This window comes from Flagellimonas aurea, from assembly GCF_017313785.1.
In the GTDB taxonomy this organism is placed as follows: domain Bacteria; phylum Bacteroidota; class Bacteroidia; order Flavobacteriales; family Flavobacteriaceae; genus Flagellimonas; species Flagellimonas aurea.
Genome location: NZ_JAFLNL010000007.1, coordinates 1 through 17,014, shown reverse-complemented (window position 1 = coordinate 17,014; position 17,014 = coordinate 1). Strand labels below are relative to the sequence as shown.

Genomic DNA, 17,014 nt, shown 5'->3' with positions numbered 1-17,014 from the left:
ATGGAGAACGAATCATCAAAACGAAACATTTCCCTAACTGGGGACATCAAATTTACTGGCCTTCGCCTAAAGGAACCCATGCATACAGCCGCTGGATTTTTGGGTGTAAAGGAAGCATTGAAGCATAGTTTTAAGGAAATGGGAATCGTAAATTCCATGCGTAGCTTGCTGGAAATGAACCAAGAGGACGGTTTTCGTTGTCCCAGTTGTGCTTGGCCCGTTCCCGAGCATCCCTCCAAAATTGCAGAATATTGTGAGAATGGGGCAAAAGCCTTGGCCGATGAAGCCACACGGGAACATATTGGAGCCGATTTTTTTGCAGAGCACTCCGTTGAGGAACTCTCCAGATTAAGTGACTTTGAACTGAACAAATTAGGGCGCGTCGTAGAACCGATGGTCTTAGGACCCGACAGTCTGCACTACGAACCCATTACTTGGCAAGATGCCTTTGAGCTGATTTCGGACGAATTGCACGAACTAAAAAATCCGAATGAGGCTATTTTTTATACTTCGGGGCGATCGAGCAACGAAGCTGCTTACCTCTACGGCATGTTCGCCCGTGCCTTTGGCACCAACAATATGCCCGACTGTTCCAATATGTGCCATGAATCATCGGGCGTGGCACTTTCGGAGACTTTGGGCATTGGGAAAGGGTCCGTAAAACTGGACGATCTGTACGGTGCGGAAGTCATTTTGGTGGTGGGACAAAACCCAGGCACCAATCATCCGAGGATGTTGTCGGCACTGGAAAAATGTAAACAAAATGGCGGTAAAATCATCAGTATAAACCCCCTAGCCGAGACGGGAATGGTCAACTTTAAAAATCCCCAAAGCGTTTCGGACATGTTGGGGAACGGACAGGCCATGGCCGATGTTCATCTGCCTGTAAAAATCAACGAGGATATAGCCTTGGCCAAATTGATCTTAAAAAAATTAGTGGCACTGGATGCCAAAAACTCCAATGTGCTAGATCATGAGTTTATTGTGGAATACGTGGACGGTTATGATGATTTGTTGAAGGACTTGGAGCACTACGATACGGAAAGCCTTCAAAAAAGATGTGGGGTGTACATGCGAAAAATTGATCAGGTTGTACAGTTGTTGGCCGAAAATTCAAAAATCGTGATTTGCTGGGCCATGGGCATTACCCAACATAAAAATGCGGTGGACTGTATTAAGGAATACGTGAATATTTTGCTGCTGAAGGGAGCCGTTGGAAAACCGTTTGCAGGAACTTGTCCCGTGCGGGGCCACAGCAATGTGCAGGGAGATCGCTCAGTGGGCATTATGCACTATGTGAAAAAAACCTTGAATGAAAATATACAGAAGCACCTCAATTTTGACCCACCTACGGAAAAAGGATACGATACCGTAGAAGCCATCGAAGCCATGCATGAAGGAAAGGCCAAGGTTTTTGTTTGTTTAGGCGGTAATTTTCTGATGGCCGCTTCGGACACCCAATACACGGCCGAAGCCATTCAAAATTGTGATTTGACGGTACAAATCAGTACCAAACTGAACCGAAGTCATTTAGTGACGGGCAAAACTGCATTGTTATTACCCACTTTTGGGCGTTCTGAAAAAGATGAAAAGAATGGGGAGCTTCAATTTTTGACCATGGAAAGCAGTACGGGAAAGGTAAGGCAGAGCAAGGGTCTTTTGAAACCTGCTTCGGAACACATTAAAAGCGAACCAGAGATCATCGCACTCTTGGCGCATACCTATTTTAGGGGCAATCACTCCATGAACTGGTATGAGTTGGGTCAGGATTACAACCTTATCCGAAAATTGATAGACAAAACCGTGAAGGGGTTCGAGAATACCAGCGAAGCGTCCAAAGGATTCGGCTATTATCTGCCCAACAATGTCCGTACGCGTGATTTTAGGATGCTACCCAATGGAATGGCACAATTGTCCATTACCCCATTGCCCGACCATCAATTGCAAGCTGATGAGTTATTGCTGATGACTATTCGCTCGCATGACCAGTTCAATACCACCATTTATGGATTGAACGATCGGTACCGTGGTATTCACAACGAGCGACGTGTTGTTTTTATGAATGCAGAGGATATGGCTGAAAAGGGACTAACCCAACTGGATGTGGTCCATTTGCATAGCAATTATGATAATATCCGAAGAACGGCAGAAAAGTTTATCGTGGTTCCCTATGAAATTCCGAAGGGCAATATGGCCGCTTATTTTCCTGAGACAAACATGTTGGTGCCCCACAATCATTTTGCGGACAAGAGCCAAACGCCCATTAGCAAATCCATTAAGGTAACGGTGGAGAAAATTCCCGCCTCATGATTATTTGAACGCTGGGATTCCCGTAATATCAGCTCCAGTAATCAATAGGTGAATATCGTGCGTGCCTTCGTAGGTAATCACACTTTCAAGGTTCATCATGTGGCGCATAATGCTGTACTCTCCTGTGATGCCCATTCCGCCCAAAACTTGTCTTGCTTCGCGAGCGATTTTTATCGCCATCTCCACATTGTTCCGTTTGGCCATGGAAATCTGGGCCGTAGTTGCCTTGCCTTCATTCTTTAACTGTCCCAAACGAAAAGCCAACAACTGGGCCTTGGTAATCTCTGTGATCATTTCGGCCAATTTCTTTTGCTGAAGTTGGTATGCGGCAATAGGTTTTCCAAACTGTTCGCGCTCCTTGGCATAACGGAGTGCGGTATCGTAGCAATCCATTGCAGCTCCAATGGCTCCCCAGGCAATACCGTAGCGCGCAGAATCCAAACAACCCAATGGTGCTCCAAGTCCACTTTTACCAGGTAAAAGATTTTCTTTTGGCACTTTCACATTATCAAAAATAAGCTCGCCCGTTGCCGACGCCCTCAACGACCATTTGTTGTGGGTCTCTGGTGTGGAAAAGCCTTCCATGCCACGCTCCACGATAAGCCCATGGATTCGGCCTTCTTCATTCTTGGCCCATACAACCGCAATATCGGCAAATGGTGAGTTGGAAATCCACAGTTTGGCACCGTTCAATAGGTAATGGTCACCAGCATCCTTGAATTTGGTTTCCATGCCGCCAGGGTTAGATCCGTGGTTGGGCTCGGTAAGTCCAAAACAGCCCATCCACTCCCCTGTTGCCAATTTGGGCAGGTACTTTTTGCACTGCTCATCGTTTCCATAAGTGAATATAGGATACATGACCAATGACGACTGCACGGAAGCTGTTGAGCGGACTCCACTATCTCCGCGCTCAATTTCTTGCATGATCAGTCCATAACTGATTTGGTCCAACCCTGCGCCACCGTATTCTTCAGGAATGTAGGGACCAAAAGCACCAATTTCGGCCAACCCTCCAATAATCTGTTCAGGGAACTCAGCTTTTTGGGCATATTCTTCAATGATTGGGGATATATCGCGCTTTACCCATTGGCGGGCTGCATCACGAACCAGTTTATGTTCTTCGGAAAGAAGATCATCAAGATTATAATAATCTGGGGCTTCAAATAAATCGGGCTTCATTCAGAATAAATTTTAAGTAAATATAACATTTCATTCGTGCATTGTTACATTTTCAAATAAAATGCTTGGGTCAATTCGATGTATTCTTTGGTGTATTGGTGCCTGCCTTCTTCAATTATCAATGTATCGATATGAGGTTTGTTCGCATCAAAACTAAATTCCATCAAACTTCTTTTAAAATCGGCATCCGGATTTCCCTTGACCCTGGTAATCCGATTCGGGAACAATCCAACACTTTTGGCCAATTCCACAAAACCTAGTTCTTCTTTATAAGGAATGATTACTGCAAAAAGTCCTTTTTCCGTCAAAAGTTCTGATGCACCTTGAACCAACTCATCAAAGGGCAACGAACTGCTTTGTCTAGCCTTGTCCCTAGATTCATCTCGAGTGGCAACGTCTTCGATATAAAACGGAGGATTGGAAACGATTAAATCATATTTATCCTCTATTTCATCCACAAATTCATCAAACCCTGCGTGATAACAGAACAGTCTGTCTCCCCATGAGGATGCTTCAAAATTGGAAACACATTGTTCATAGGCATCGTCATCGAGCTCAATGCCATCTATAGTTTCGGCCAATGAACGTTGTGCGAGTTGCAAAGCAATGAGCCCCGTCCCTGCACCAATATCCAAAATGGATTCGGGTTGGTTGTCCAACGAAGCCCAAGCACCCAATAAAACGCCATCGGTTCCCACCTTCATGGCACATTGGTCTTGATGAATAGTAAATTCTTTGAATTTGAACGGTTTCATTACTTAAAAAATAAAACATGAGTAGCAGATTTTATCTAAAATCTACGCTTTCATCCAAGATAAAGGTCTACCAATCCCTCAGGAGTTTTAACAAAGATGGTCTTGTTTTCCCTATCCACTTTTTTGATAATGTCGTCGTTTACCGGTATCAACAATTCCTTGTCGCCCTTTTTGATTTCGAACAAATCTTGTGAAGCACTATCGTTGATGGATTCCACAATACCAATATCACCATGGACCTCATCCAAAACGGTAAAACCGATCACTTCGTGAAAGTAGAACTTATTGCCTTTTAGCGGTGGCAACATCGTTAGGGGAAGATAAAGCTCTGAGCCTATGATGTTATCCGCGCTGGCTTCATCCTTTACCTCTTCAAAATCGATACGAAGCAAATTGGATTTGTGCAATCGGCACCTATCAATAAAAAATGGAACCAGATTGTTTCCCAATGAAACAAGTACTGATTCCATATTTTCGTAGATATCGGGTTCATCGGTGTCCAATTTGACCAACACCTCGCCCTTAAAACTATATTTTGAAACGACTTTGCCCAGGTAGAAGCAGTCTTCCTTGTGCATTGTCTTACGTTTCTATTCTTCCTTTTTGTCAGCTTCTTCAGCAGCAGGAGCCTCTTCAGCCGGTGCTTCTGCAGCAGTTTCCTCAGTTGAAGCTTCAGCTGTTTCTTCTGCAGCTTTCTCAGCTACTTCCTCCTCAGGTAGCGCAGCGGCAGCTCTTTTTTCGTTGGCCTCTTTTTCAGCAGCCAATGCTTGAGCTCTGGCTTCTGCATCAGCCTTACTCAATCCATCTTTCTTATCTTGGATTTTTTGCTCTTTCTCCTCCAACCAAGCGTTGAATTTCTCTTCTGCCTGTTCTTCTGTCAAAGCTCCTTTGCGAACACCGCCCAACAAGTGATGCTTCAACAAAACACCTTTGTAAGAAAGGATTGCTCTAGCCGTATCTGTTGGCTGTGCACCATTTTGTAACCATTTTACAGAACCATCAACATCTAGGCTGATTGTAGCTGGATTGGTGTTTGGGTTGTATGTACCCAATTTCTCCAAAAATTTACCGTCTCTTTTTGCTCTAACATCGGCAGCAACTACCCAATAGAATGGCTTACCTTTTTTACCGTGTCTCTGAAGTCTAATCTTTACTGGCATATCACATTAATTTGTAGGGTGCCCGACCCTGATTATTAATTCTTTTTATTCGCTTATCCGTTAAGCGGGTGCAAATATACACTTATTTGTTTATAGCACAGCGTTTAGGGGCAAAAAAAGTTAAATGCATTTAACAACTGAACCCCATACCGTTAAACCTATCATAAACCATTTCAACTATTTGTTATCCTGACATTTAACCTTAACTTATATAGTGAAGTCATCGAAAGTCGATGGCCGATAAATGATAAAATGTAGAGAGATTATGAAGTATACAGTAGAAATGTCGAACAAATTGAACGAACTTTTGGAAAGAACCTACGATGCTGAAAAAGGATTTAAACAAGCGGCTGAAAAGGTAGACAATAAAACCATAAAGCAATTCTTTATGGATAGATCCAATCAACGTCAAGATTTTGCAAAAGAACTTAAGGCTGAAATTATGTCGTTCGGAGAAAAACCTGAAGATAGCGGTAGTGCAAAAGGTACATTACACCGATCTTGGATCAATTTTAAATCTTTGTTTTCTTCCAATAGTGAAGAAGCAATGCTAGAAGAGGTGCATCGTGGAGAAAAAGAGGCTATAGAAACCTATAACGACATACTGCAAGACAAAGATTTTGTATTGCCTCCAACCACCGAGAGTCTACTGATGAAACACAGAAATGCCATCAGAGACACTTTTGAAACAGCAAATATATTCGAAACAGCAGTATCGTAATTCCAAAAGTCACTAGATACAAGCAGAAAAAGTCGGGATTTATTCCCGGCTTTTTTTAGTTGATAACTCCTCACAACTCTTTTTTACCAAATCTATCTTCTTCCGTAATTTTATTCATTCTTTTTTCGACCGAGACTGTTAGCTTATGTATTTGATTTTTGATACCGAAACCACTGGCTTGCCCAAACGTTGGGATGCCCCCATTACCGACACTGATAACTGGCCACGATGCGTTCAGATAGCTTGGCAGTTGCACGACGAACTTGGCAATCTGATAGAACATCAGGATTTTTTGGTAAAACCCGAAGGATTCAACATTCCCTACGAGGCCGAACAGATACATGGTATATCCACAGCTTTGGCCGAAGAAAAAGGAGTGCCTATGAGCGAAGTCCTGGAAGCGTTCAACAAGGCATTGCTACAAACCAAATTTGTGGTGGGCCAAAATGTGGGATTCGACATCAACATTATGGGTTGTGAATTCCACCGTGAGGAAGTGCAAAGTCCCCTAACGGAACTTCCCGTACTCGACACCTGTACCGAGCATACCGCAGAACTCTGTAAAATACCCGGAGGACGTGGTGGCAAATTCAAGCTACCAACCTTGACAGAGCTCCACGAATTCCTGTTCGGTGAGCCCTTTGCCGAAGCGCACAACGCAACGGCCGATGTGGAAGCTACGACCCGTTGCTTTTTGGAATTGGTCCGCAAAAAACAATATTCCTACCAAGAACTCGATGTTCAACCCGATTATTTTGAGCGATTCTCCGAGGCCAATCCGCAGGAAATAGAGCTTATCGGGTTAAAGCACATCAACCTAAAGGCCGCATCAAAAGAAATTGCCGACGCCCTTTGGGCAGAAGATACGGGTGGCGTTTCCGACGAGGAAATCCAAGAGAACGTGGAGACTTTGGAAGATGAACCTTTTGTTCATTTGCACAACCACTCCCAGTTTTCCGTACTTCAGTCCACCATCAACATAAAGGATTTGGTCAAGGCCACAGCTGATCACGGTATGCCTGCCGTTGCATTGACCGACCACGCCAACATGATGGGCGCTTTTCACTTCGTAAAAGAAGTGATGGGGCATAACAAAGCGGTAAAGGCCAAAAACGAAGAACTGATAGCCAACGGTGAGCAACCGACGGAGAAAGAGATTACTCCCATTGTGGGCTGTGAATTCTTTGTGTGCGAAGACCATACCAATAAAAATGTAAAGGACTACGGGCATCAGATTGTGCTGCTGGCCAAAAACAAAAAAGGGTATCATAACTTGGCAAAAATGTCCTCCATTGCATACACCAATGGATTTTACTACGTACCCAGAATCGACAAAAAGGTCATTGAGCAATACAAGGAAGACATCATCGCCCTTACAGGAAACCTATATGGTGAAGTGCCCAACAAAATCCTGAACGTTGGTGAAAACCAAGCCGAAGAGGCACTTTTATGGTGGAAAGAGCAATTTGGTGACGATTTTTACATCGAAATCATGCGTCACGGTCAAGAGGACGAAGATCGCGTCAATCAAGTTTTGGTTCGAATGGCCAAGGACCATAACGTAAAACTGGTCGCCACCAACAACACCTATTACTGCGATAAAAAAGATGCCGAAGCACACGATATTTTATTGTGTGTAAAGGACGGGGAAAAACAATCCACACCCATCGGTAGAGGACGCGGCTATCGTTACGGGTTGCCCAACCAAGAGTACTACTTTAAGTCTTCGGATGAAATGAAGGAGCTCTTCAAGGATTTGCCCGAAGCCATTTTGAACATCAAGGAAATTGTGGACAAAATTGAGCCCTACGACCTTGCCAGCGATATTTTGCTGCCCAAATTCAGTATTCCCGAGGAATTCAAGGACCCACAAGACGATGTAGATGGTGGGAACCGTGGTGAGAACGCCTACTTGAGGCACATAACTTATAAAGGTGCTGAAAAACGATATGGAGAACTTACCGATGAAATTCGGGAGCGGATAGATTTTGAGCTGGAAATCATCAAAAACTCGGGGTACCCAGGATACTTTTTGATCGTGGAGGACTTTATCCGGGAAGCACGGAACATGGATGTTTCCGTAGGACCGGGCCGAGGTTCCGCAGCAGGTTCGGTGGTAGCGTACTGCTTGACGATTACCAACATCGACCCCTTGAAATACGACCTGCTTTTTGAGCGGTTCCTGAATCCGGACAGGGTATCGATGCCCGATATCGATATTGATTTTGATGATGAGGGCCGAAGCCGAGTAATGGACTACGTTATCAATAAATATGGTGCAAATCAAGTGGCGCAGATCATTACTTACGGTACCATGGCCGCCAAATCATCCATTCGAGATACGGCCCGTGTCCTGGATTTGCCCTTGGGCGATGCTGACCGTATTGCCAAGTTGATTCCGAACATGTCCAAACTCAACAAGATATTTGGGGTGGACGAAGCCGACCTGAAAAAGAAGTTCCGTTCCGAGGAACTCGAAAAAGTATACGAGCTTCTCAATATAGCCGAAACCGATGATCTAGAAGGACAGACCTTAAAGATGGCCCGCGTATTGGAGGGTTCATTGCGAAACACGGGAATCCACGCCTGTGGAGTAATCATCACCCCGGACGATATTACCAACTTCGTACCCGTATCCGTGGCCAAGGATTCTGACCTTTACGTTACCCAGTTCGATAACTCGGTAGTGGAAAGTGCGGGGTTGTTGAAAATGGATTTCTTGGGATTGAAAACCTTGACCTTGATCAAGGACACGGTCAAAATTGTAAAAGCAAGAACGGGAATAGAGTTGGTCCCCGATGATTTTCCGTTGGATGATGAAAAAACATATGAACTCTTCCAACGAGGTGAAACCGTAGGGGTATTCCAATACGAATCACCCGGGATGCAGAAGCACATGAAAAACCTGAAACCTACGGTTTTTGATGACCTTATTGCTATGAACGCCCTGTACCGCCCGGGTCCAATGGAATACATCCCTAGTTTTATTGCACGTAAGCACGGGGAAGAGGAGATTACCTACGACCTCCCCGAGATGGAAGAGTATCTACAAGAAACCTACGGGATTACCGTGTACCAAGAGCAGGTGATGCTGCTCTCCCAAAAATTGGCTGGGTTCTCCAAAGGTGATGCGGACGTGCTCCGAAAAGCGATGGGTAAAAAGATTTTTGCCCTTCTGGAAAAACTTAAACCCCAGTTCTTGGACGGCGGGGAGAAAAACGGACACCCTCGGGATGTTCTCGAAAAAATCTGGAAGGATTGGGAAGCTTTCGCTTCCTACGCTTTCAACAAGAGTCACTCTACCTGTTATGCCTATATCGCATATCAAACAGCCTATTTAAAGGCCCACTACCCTGCCGAATATATGGCGGCCGTGTTGTCCAACAACATGAACGACATCAAACAGGTTACCTTCTTTATGGAAGAGTGTAAACGAATGGGACTGGAAGTATTGGGACCTGACGTCAACGAATCCTACTACAAATTTGCCGTGAACAAGGACAATGCCGTACGTTTTGGCATGGGAGCCATTAAAGGTGTAGGTCGCTCCGCTGTGGAAACCATTGTTGAAAACCGAAAAGAAGGTGGGGCTTACCGATCTATCTTCGATTTGGCCAAACGTGTAGATTTGCGTGCTGCCAATAAAAAGGCATTCGAAAACTTAGCATTGGCGGGTGGATTCGATTCCTTTGGTGATACCCATCGTGCACAATATTTTCACGATGATGGCGATGGTATAACCTTCTTGGAAAAGGCAGTGAAGTATGGTTCCAAGTTTCAGGAAAATCAAAACTCATCACAAGTAAGCCTTTTTGGGGATGCGAGCGAGGTTCAGATTCCCGAACCCATTGTACCGCCATGTGAAGAATGGGGAACCATGGAAAAGCTACGCCGTGAAAAGGAAGTGGTCGGCATCTATATTTCGGGCCACCCGCTGGATGATTTTAAAAAAGAAATCAAGGCTTTTTGTAAAAATACGGTAAGCGATTTTGCTCGTTTGGAAGAGCACGTAAATCGGGAACTCACAGTGGCCGGGGTCATAACCGATGTTCAACACCGCGTTTCCAAAAATGGGAAGGGCTGGGGGCTCTTTACATTGGAAGATTATAATGAATCTTACGAACTAAGGATTTTTGGGGAAGAATACTTAAAGTTCCGCCACTTCTTAATGATCAACTCCTTCGTGCATGTGCGAGCTTACGTACGCGAGGGATGGGTGAATCGTGATACGGGCAAAAAAGGGGACCCTAGGCTGCAGTTCAACGATTTTAAACAGCTTCAGGATGTAATGGATGCTTTTGCCAAAAAACTCACCATCAAACTGAATATAGATCGCCTGCAAGAGCAACGCATCAAAACATTAAAGGACACTTTAACATTACATAAAGGTGACCACCCGATAAGTTTTGTAATTTATGAGATGCAAGAGGAAATCAAACTCAAACTATCGAGCCGAAAACAAAAGGTGAAGATAAACAGCGAGTTACTTTCCGAACTGGAAGCACATGAAATTCATTACAAATTGAATTAGATCATAATTATTGTCAATGGCGCAATAATTAAAACGAATACGCCCTATGTAAGTTAGATGGGCATTATTTGACTAACTTTGCATAATATTAAAATAAATAAGATGGCACTAGAAATAACAGATGCGACTTTTGATGAAGTTGTTTTAAAAAGTGACAAGCCTGTCCTAGTAGATTTTTGGGCAGCATGGTGTGGACCTTGTAGAATGGTAGGTCCGATCATTGAAGAAGTAGGACAAGAATACGATGGCAAAGCCGTTGTTGGGAAAGTTGATGTTGATGCCAACCAACAATTTGCCGCTAAATACGGTGTGCGTAATATCCCTACCGTTTTGGTTTTTAAAGATGGTGAGGTAGTAAACCGTCAAGTAGGCGTATCTCCTAAAAAAACCTATACAGATGCTATTGATGCAGCGCTGTAAAACAAAACTTGGAATTAGATTTTAAAAAAGGTTTGGCAAATGCCAAGCCTTTTTTATTTTATCTTGTCTGCAGAAATGAATTATGGACGTACGATCGGAACTTAGCAAAGCGACCCTTTTCCAAAACTTGGAGCTTTTGGCCCATCAAATTGTGGAAGGGTTTATCAGTGGTATTCATAAAAGTCCGTTCCATGGATTTTCGGCGGAGTTTGCCGAACATAAAATTTATAACCCTGGGCAGAGCACCAAACATATAGATTGGAAGCTTTTTGCCCGTACGGACCGCCTATACACCAAACGCTATGAGGACGAGACCAACCTTCGTTGCCATATGATTTTGGACAACTCGACTTCCATGTACTATCCGGAAGTGAAGGAATATTCCTTGGAGAATCTGAACAAAATTGGTTTTGGGGTACTCTCCATTGCGGTTTTGATGCAAGTTTTGAAAAAACAACGGGACGCCGTTGGGCTAAGCATTTATTCTGACACCTATGATTTCCATGCTTCCGAAAAGAATAGCGAACGCCATTTTCAGATGCTGTATTCCAAATTAAACGAAGTAGCTGCGCATACAACAAAATCTGAAGAGACCAAAACCTATACGTTTTTACATCAAATAGCAGAAAAAATACATCGCAGGAGCCTGATTTTTCTGTTTACCGATATGTTCCAGACGGAAACAGAAGAGGAAAAATTGTTTGAAGCGCTCCGTCATCTCAAATACAACAAACATGCCGTGGTTCTTTTCCATCTGTTGGACAACGCGCACGAGCTCCATTTTGATTTTGAGAATACACCCAAACGTTTCGTAGATGTGGAAACGGGCGAACAAATAGATTTATATGCCGATTCGATTAAAAAAGCCTACTCGGAAAGAGTATTACAATACCAAAAGGAACTAAAACTAAAATGTGCACAGTACCAGATAAAGTATGTGGATGTGGACATAGGTTCCAATTTCTCACAAGTTTTGAATTCCTTTATGATAGAGCGACAAAAATTTGCCTAAACATTTTTAAAAAAATGTTTTGCCATATCCGAAATGAGAGTGTATATTTGCACTCGCTTTAAAAAAGCAATGAACAAGATTTGAATCCGACTGTTGTCGGAGTCTAAAGAGATAAAATCATTGGTCTGGTAGTTCAGTTGGTTAGAATACCTGCCTGTCACGCAGGGGGTCGCGGGTTCGAGTCCCGTCCAGACCGCAAAAAGCCTCGAGAAATCGAGGCTTTTTTGGTTTTATATATTTGATTTTCAATTATTTATACTTGAAGCTGAAAATCGAATTCCATCTATCGTGCTGCATTCGTGCTGCATTTTTGATTAGTTTTTATCCCTTTACAGCATTTTACAAGGATTTTTTTGTGGATTATAAAGCTGTGCTAAATACATTTTAGATTTAAAACAAGAAAGAAGAATCATTCGATTACGAGCAATAATTGTCAATTTCTTCCAGAATTTGATTAGATGTATATTCATCAATGAGCGATAAATCTAATTCCGAGGCAAAATTATATAAGAAGCTCTTCAACTCCTGAATGGTTTCATTTCTTAAATTACTATTTTTAGGTTCATAGATTTTATAGGCCAATTCCCTACTAAACTTTTTGTCATATTCACTTTCGGAGTATGTGTCATCATCATATTCAAATTCATCTAAGTAGAGTAAATACCTTTGGTTCAATACCCAAAAGTAAAGAGCGGTACGTTCTTCTTTTTTGAGATTATCAATAAAGCTTTCCAACTCTTCCAAAAGTTCAAATTCAAGTTCCGTAGGTTTAACATCAATGCCATAAAAATTAAGGCTTTGTATCAAGCCAGTAATTCTTTTGGCATTCTTCTTTAATTCAAAACAAAAACTCATCAATAACTTACGGAATACTATTTTTTTGACATAGTCAATCGTAACTGCATTGATTTCTTTTGTAATTAATAATTCATCCTGTACTGTAATCAAAGCTTTGTTTATACGGTGTTTTATTTTAGATTCCCCAATCTTTTAGGAACTCATCTTTTCTCTCTCTTTCAATGTTTGTTTTGCACCAGCCTATCTTTCTTTCAAGCTCACTTAAAAACGCTAACATTTCAATATCACTCTTTTTTTGCAGATGTTCTTTGTACTTCTCGTACTCTGATATTTTATAGTTAAGCCTAGGGATTCTACTGCCTGAAAAAGTATTGCTCAAGACAACAAAATCAAGTCTTTGAAAGGTTTCTAAATCGATGCCTTTGTCTAAGATAAGATCTAAGAACTCAAATCGATATTCTTTAAAAAGAGATACAACAATATTAAAAACAGTGAAAACGCCTTCTTTATCAGTAGTTTTCTTCAAGTAATTTTTGAGGAAATCAAGGTGTTTTTCTTTTTTGTCAGTAAAGATGTTGGTTATGTTATCTGGGTTGTCAGAAATTCTGTGATACGGATTAGAATAATCCAATATTTTAGTAAACACTTCTTCATAATTTTCAAGTTCCCACAGCTTTCTAAAGTCATTTTCTAATAATGAACTTTTCGATAAATAACTCGAATCTTTGAAATGCAAATCCATTAAACTTGTTACAAAATCAGGGTCTTTTTCTAATATGATTTGTAACACTTCAAGTGAATAATCAAAATGTCGTTCGTATTTGTCAAGCCTCAAATAGAGTGCTTTAACCGTATCTATTTTATCGTAAAAAAGTTTAGGCTGTACTTCATGAATATGAGTAAAGAAATTATTTGGAACATATATTTTTCCTTTCACAGCTCTACCAAAAAGGGCCTCTAAAACTTCTCCATATGTTGCACAAGGGTCTTCTATGAATGAAGTGAATTTTTTGAGCAACCTTTCTAGAAACCAGAAATATGTAATTTTCTTATTCTTCAGATATTTCTTAAAAAGCTCGAAATCTTCTCTAATAAGATTTCTTGGGGAGATGGAAGCCTGTAAGTTTGGTAATTCGGTGATATAATTACTTTTTGAAAGTAAGGTTCTTAATTGAACAACCTTTTCACCATTCAATCTAAGCTTATTGAAATAGTTCATGTGAATTTCATTGGCATAATCAGACTGAACAATTTTTTTGAATAGCTCTAAGAACAAATTAAAGTCTCGATTGCCAATAACTCTCAACAATCTTGATACTGATTGAGAAAGCATATATGTTCTTTCATTATGAAATTCCTTGTTCTTATAAATTACATTCAAGTCATTTACAATTTTCATATAATCTGACCTAGCAAAAGCTTTAGTGTGCCTAGCTATTTGTTGCAACTTATATTTCTCATAATCATCATGTCCTAATTTCCCTTCTTTTCTCTCACTTTTTGTATTGGTCAACTTTTGATAAAGCTTGTAAGCCCTGTTTTTGAGATTTCTCAATAGTTTACGTTCATCAGCAACCTCAATCCAATTTAATCTATCTACATATGTCGCCAGAATTGCATTATCAATAAAGTCATTAAAGTTTAGTTTCTGTTTAAAAAACTCTAAAAGAAGAGCTTTGTCAAACTCGATGATTGGTACAGATTTATTATGAAATTCTAGATTTGTCGAATATTCTTGAAGACATTTTTGACAGTTGAATTTTAGTTCTGTTCTTTCATAGGTCTTAAAAATGAACTTCCACAGTTTTTCTCTAAAAGTTTTCTGTTCTTCACTTAAGAGAACATTGTAATTCCCAATGAGTATACCTTCACCAATACTATGATTGGATTGGTAATTATCTCTTAGAAAAGTTGGAGCAATAAAGAGAATTATTTTTGAGTAGAAATCATGGTCATTTTTAACTCTTTCGTACAAAAAGTCAAAAAGACATATTTGCTGAAAGTATCCCTGTTCGTAACTATACCTATCCATTGAGATTCTTTCAACAAATGCCTTCAGTAATTTGTGAAATCTCAACTCAGATTTCAAACCATACGTAACGAGAATTTTTAAAGCTAAGAGGAACAGTTCTTCTCCGAGATATTGAAATCTTATGAGTATTTCAATAGTCTTATCGTCTATAGTGTCAGAACGTCTTTCGTTAAAGACTTTAAAAGTGTAATCGGTTGGATTATCTGCTTCAATCTCTTTAGTTATTTTATCAAAATAACTAAGAGATTCATAGGGAATGTAATAGTAGAAGTCATCAATGAAAGAAATGGAGAGTTCTCCGTTACTAACTTTTTGCCAACCTTCTTTAATATCTTTTGAAATAAGTTTACCTATGGACTCCAGACTAAAATTATTTATTTGCTCCTTAAGGATATATCCAAGTGAGAACCTTCCATTTTTATCTATATATGCATTAATTAAACTTGAAAATGATATTTCTTGCTCTTTAAGAAATACTAGATAAAGGGTATATTCTCCTAAAATTTGGTCAGCAACCTTATAAATTTTCTTAAACTCATCAGCAATTTCTATGTCACATAAGATTCTAAGATTTTGTTCAAGTACCGGTTTCGATATAGAAAAGTACTTTTCAATCTCTTGGACTTGTGTTTCGTTTTCGAGATTGATGGTTTTAAAAAAGGACAATATACCTGCTACAGCTAGCAGGCTTTTATTTTCAAATGAATCAATACTTTCTTTCACCGAAGAAAAGTAGATTTCCAAAATTTGTGACGGATTATTTAGCTTTTCCAATTCACCGCTTTGCCCAGCAGTAACAGCCATAATTGCAAGTCGAGGATTTCCTTTTGAGATGTTGAATATTCTTTCGACATAGTAATCACTAATATTATATTCTTCGGATTGTAAAATCTTCCTTAGCTCATCTCTTGTAAAAGGTTTGAGTTCAATATGCTTGAAATCTTCAATGAATTTTTCGACTTCCCTCTTTACATAATTTCGTACTGTTAAAACAATCTTTATCCGTCTTTCATTATCTCTTTTTCGTTGAAAGTTTAAAATCTGTATTAGATTATTTTTGAGCTTGTTGGCATCGTCCAGTACTAGCAAATAATTTTTTTTTGGAAGGAGGAATGTTTGTAAATCTTCCCAAAGATCCAGATTACCGTTTGCTCTTATATATTTTAAATCATACTCTTTGTTTTCCTTTAGGAATACTTTAGTTAGTTCTAACGATAGTTTTGTCTTGCCTGTTCCCGCATACCCAGATATGAGTAGTATGTCTTTTTCTTTAAGGCTTTTTAAACCTTCTTCAATTTCGGTTTCTCTATTAAAAAATTTATTGGATAAAGGAGTTGCGAATTTTGATTTCTCATAATCTTCAATAAACTCAGACACTTCTAGTATTTGAGCTGTATCAATTGGGACATTTAATTTTCTTGCAAGGGAAGGGTAATTTTGACTTATCTCGTTTGCTAAGATTCTAATGTCTATAACTTCTAAATGACAATCTGTGGAATAAGACGATAGATGAGTTTTAAGTGCTTCGTGTTTTACTGTGTCATGAACTCCATTGAACATCAGTATTACCTTGATAATTTTTTCTTTTGGGACATCATTTTGAGAGAAACAATGGCTGATATCATTTTTAAGCTTGGTAAGAACATCTTCGGTTTTAGTAGTTATTTCTACAAAAAGATAGTAATCCTCGATTGGAATAAAAGTATCAGGTGTACCTATCTTGGATTTGTCTTTTCCAACAACTAAACCTGTGGGGTAAACAAATGGATATTTAAAATTTAAGTATTGTCGACAAAGAACAGCAAAATCATCTCCATTAATTATAGTTAGTTTATGTTCTATTTGGGTAATCATAGATTTTAAACGTTAACTTTTTTAGTCATTCACTATAGCTTTTCAATCAATTCTTCCCTCACCCACCCAAAAGCAGCCTCTTGATCATAACCAATTTCGGGTCGTAAAACGCTTCCATGTCTGGATAAGCCGGGTAAAGTGACCCACCTTCGCCGGATGAAACTGACCAGGGTAAACGAACTGCCTAGATTTGATCTATCCTTGGGTTAAACTTAGTTTTTATTTTTCAATTTTCTTCTCAT

General features: G+C 40.2%; 11 protein-coding genes and 1 tRNA gene. 6 read left to right on the top strand and 6 right to left on the bottom strand.

The features are described 5' to 3' along the window. Complete coding sequence (locus J0656_RS12580) at positions 1-2,310, top strand: FdhF/YdeP family oxidoreductase (protein ID WP_207034425.1); 2,310 nt, start codon at positions 1-3, stop codon at positions 2,308-2,310. On the opposite strand, the gene J0656_RS12575 is transcribed toward J0656_RS12580, so the two are convergent. From J0656_RS12575 to J0656_RS12560, 4 genes are read right to left on the bottom strand one after another with little or no spacing between them, the layout of a single operon-like run. After that, on the bottom strand, positions 2,311-3,489 hold the full coding sequence (locus J0656_RS12575) for an acyl-CoA dehydrogenase family protein (protein ID WP_207034422.1): 1,179 nt from the start codon (positions 3,487-3,489) through the stop codon (positions 2,311-2,313). A 44-nt stretch (positions 3,490-3,533) separates the two neighbouring features. Then, the gene (locus tag J0656_RS12570) at positions 3,534-4,244 is read right to left on the bottom strand and encodes a tRNA1(Val) (adenine(37)-N6)-methyltransferase (RefSeq protein ID WP_207034419.1); all 711 of its coding nucleotides are present in this window, start codon (positions 4,242-4,244) and stop codon (positions 3,534-3,536) included. A 50-nt stretch (positions 4,245-4,294) separates the two neighbouring features. Further along, complete coding sequence (gene rimM, locus J0656_RS12565; RefSeq protein WP_207034417.1) at positions 4,295-4,822, bottom strand: ribosome maturation factor RimM; 528 nt, start codon at positions 4,820-4,822, stop codon at positions 4,295-4,297. 12 nt (positions 4,823-4,834) lie between these two features. Next, positions 4,835-5,404 carry a 30S ribosomal protein S16 gene (locus tag J0656_RS12560; RefSeq protein WP_207034414.1) on the bottom strand — a complete coding sequence of 190 codons (570 nt, stop codon included), beginning with the start codon at positions 5,402-5,404 and terminating at the stop codon, positions 4,835-4,837. 265 nt (positions 5,405-5,669) lie between these two features. Between J0656_RS12560 and J0656_RS12555 the strand changes: the two genes are divergently transcribed. The 5 genes from J0656_RS12555 (at position 5,670) to J0656_RS12535 (ending at position 12,284) form a co-directional block, all read left to right on the top strand. Further along, complete coding sequence (locus tag J0656_RS12555) at positions 5,670-6,125, top strand: ferritin-like domain-containing protein (RefSeq protein WP_207034411.1); 456 nt, start codon at positions 5,670-5,672, stop codon at positions 6,123-6,125. Between the two features lie 145 nt (positions 6,126-6,270). Next, positions 6,271-10,656 carry a DNA polymerase III subunit alpha gene (gene dnaE / locus J0656_RS12550; RefSeq protein ID WP_207034408.1) on the top strand — a complete coding sequence of 1,462 codons (4,386 nt, stop codon included), beginning with the start codon at positions 6,271-6,273 and terminating at the stop codon, positions 10,654-10,656. Positions 10,657-10,758: 102 nt separating this feature from the next. Then, a complete protein-coding gene (gene trxA, locus J0656_RS12545) occupies positions 10,759-11,076 on the top strand; it encodes a thioredoxin (RefSeq protein ID WP_108246432.1) in 318 nt (105 codons plus the stop codon). Positions 11,077-11,158: 82 nt separating this feature from the next. Then, positions 11,159-12,088 (top strand): DUF58 domain-containing protein, encoded by a 930-nt coding sequence (locus J0656_RS12540; protein ID WP_207034404.1) that lies wholly within the window; start codon positions 11,159-11,161, stop codon positions 12,086-12,088. Positions 12,089-12,210: 122 nt separating this feature from the next. Continuing rightward, positions 12,211-12,284, top strand: a tRNA-Asp gene (locus J0656_RS12535). A gap of 221 nt (positions 12,285-12,505) precedes the next feature. Here J0656_RS12535 and J0656_RS12530 read toward each other — a convergent pair. Further along, positions 12,506-13,036, bottom strand: coding sequence for a hypothetical protein (locus J0656_RS12530; RefSeq protein ID WP_207034401.1), 531 nt, complete (start codon positions 13,034-13,036; stop codon positions 12,506-12,508). Positions 13,037-13,061: 25 nt separating this feature from the next. Next, on the bottom strand, positions 13,062-16,772 hold the full coding sequence (locus J0656_RS12525; RefSeq protein ID WP_207034398.1) for an nSTAND3 domain-containing NTPase: 3,711 nt from the start codon (positions 16,770-16,772) through the stop codon (positions 13,062-13,064). Positions 16,773-17,014 lie beyond the last annotated feature (242 nt).

What these genes read in the sequence shown, in the direction of transcription:
- J0656_RS12540 (WP_207034404.1), top strand. Translation starts at nt 11,159, where the DNA reads ATGGACGTACGATCGGAACTTAGCAAAGCGACCCTTTTCCAAAACTTG.
- rimM (WP_207034417.1), bottom strand. Translation starts at nt 4,822, where the DNA reads ATGCACAAGGAAGACTGCTTCTACCTGGGCAAAGTCGTTTCAAAATAT.
- J0656_RS12575 (WP_207034422.1), bottom strand. Translation starts at nt 3,489, where the DNA reads ATGAAGCCCGATTTATTTGAAGCCCCAGATTATTATAATCTTGATGAT.
- trxA (WP_108246432.1), top strand. Translation starts at nt 10,759, where the DNA reads ATGGCACTAGAAATAACAGATGCGACTTTTGATGAAGTTGTTTTAAAA.
- J0656_RS12555 (WP_207034411.1), top strand. Translation starts at nt 5,670, where the DNA reads ATGAAGTATACAGTAGAAATGTCGAACAAATTGAACGAACTTTTGGAA.
- J0656_RS12570 (WP_207034419.1), bottom strand. Translation starts at nt 4,244, where the DNA reads ATGAAACCGTTCAAATTCAAAGAATTTACTATTCATCAAGACCAATGT.
- J0656_RS12525 (WP_207034398.1), bottom strand. Translation starts at nt 16,772, where the DNA reads ATGATTACCCAAATAGAACATAAACTAACTATAATTAATGGAGATGAT.
- J0656_RS12560 (WP_207034414.1), bottom strand. Translation starts at nt 5,404, where the DNA reads ATGCCAGTAAAGATTAGACTTCAGAGACACGGTAAAAAAGGTAAGCCA.
- dnaE (WP_207034408.1), top strand. Translation starts at nt 6,271, where the DNA reads ATGTATTTGATTTTTGATACCGAAACCACTGGCTTGCCCAAACGTTGG.
- J0656_RS12580 (WP_207034425.1), top strand. Translation starts at nt 1, where the DNA reads ATGGAGAACGAATCATCAAAACGAAACATTTCCCTAACTGGGGACATC.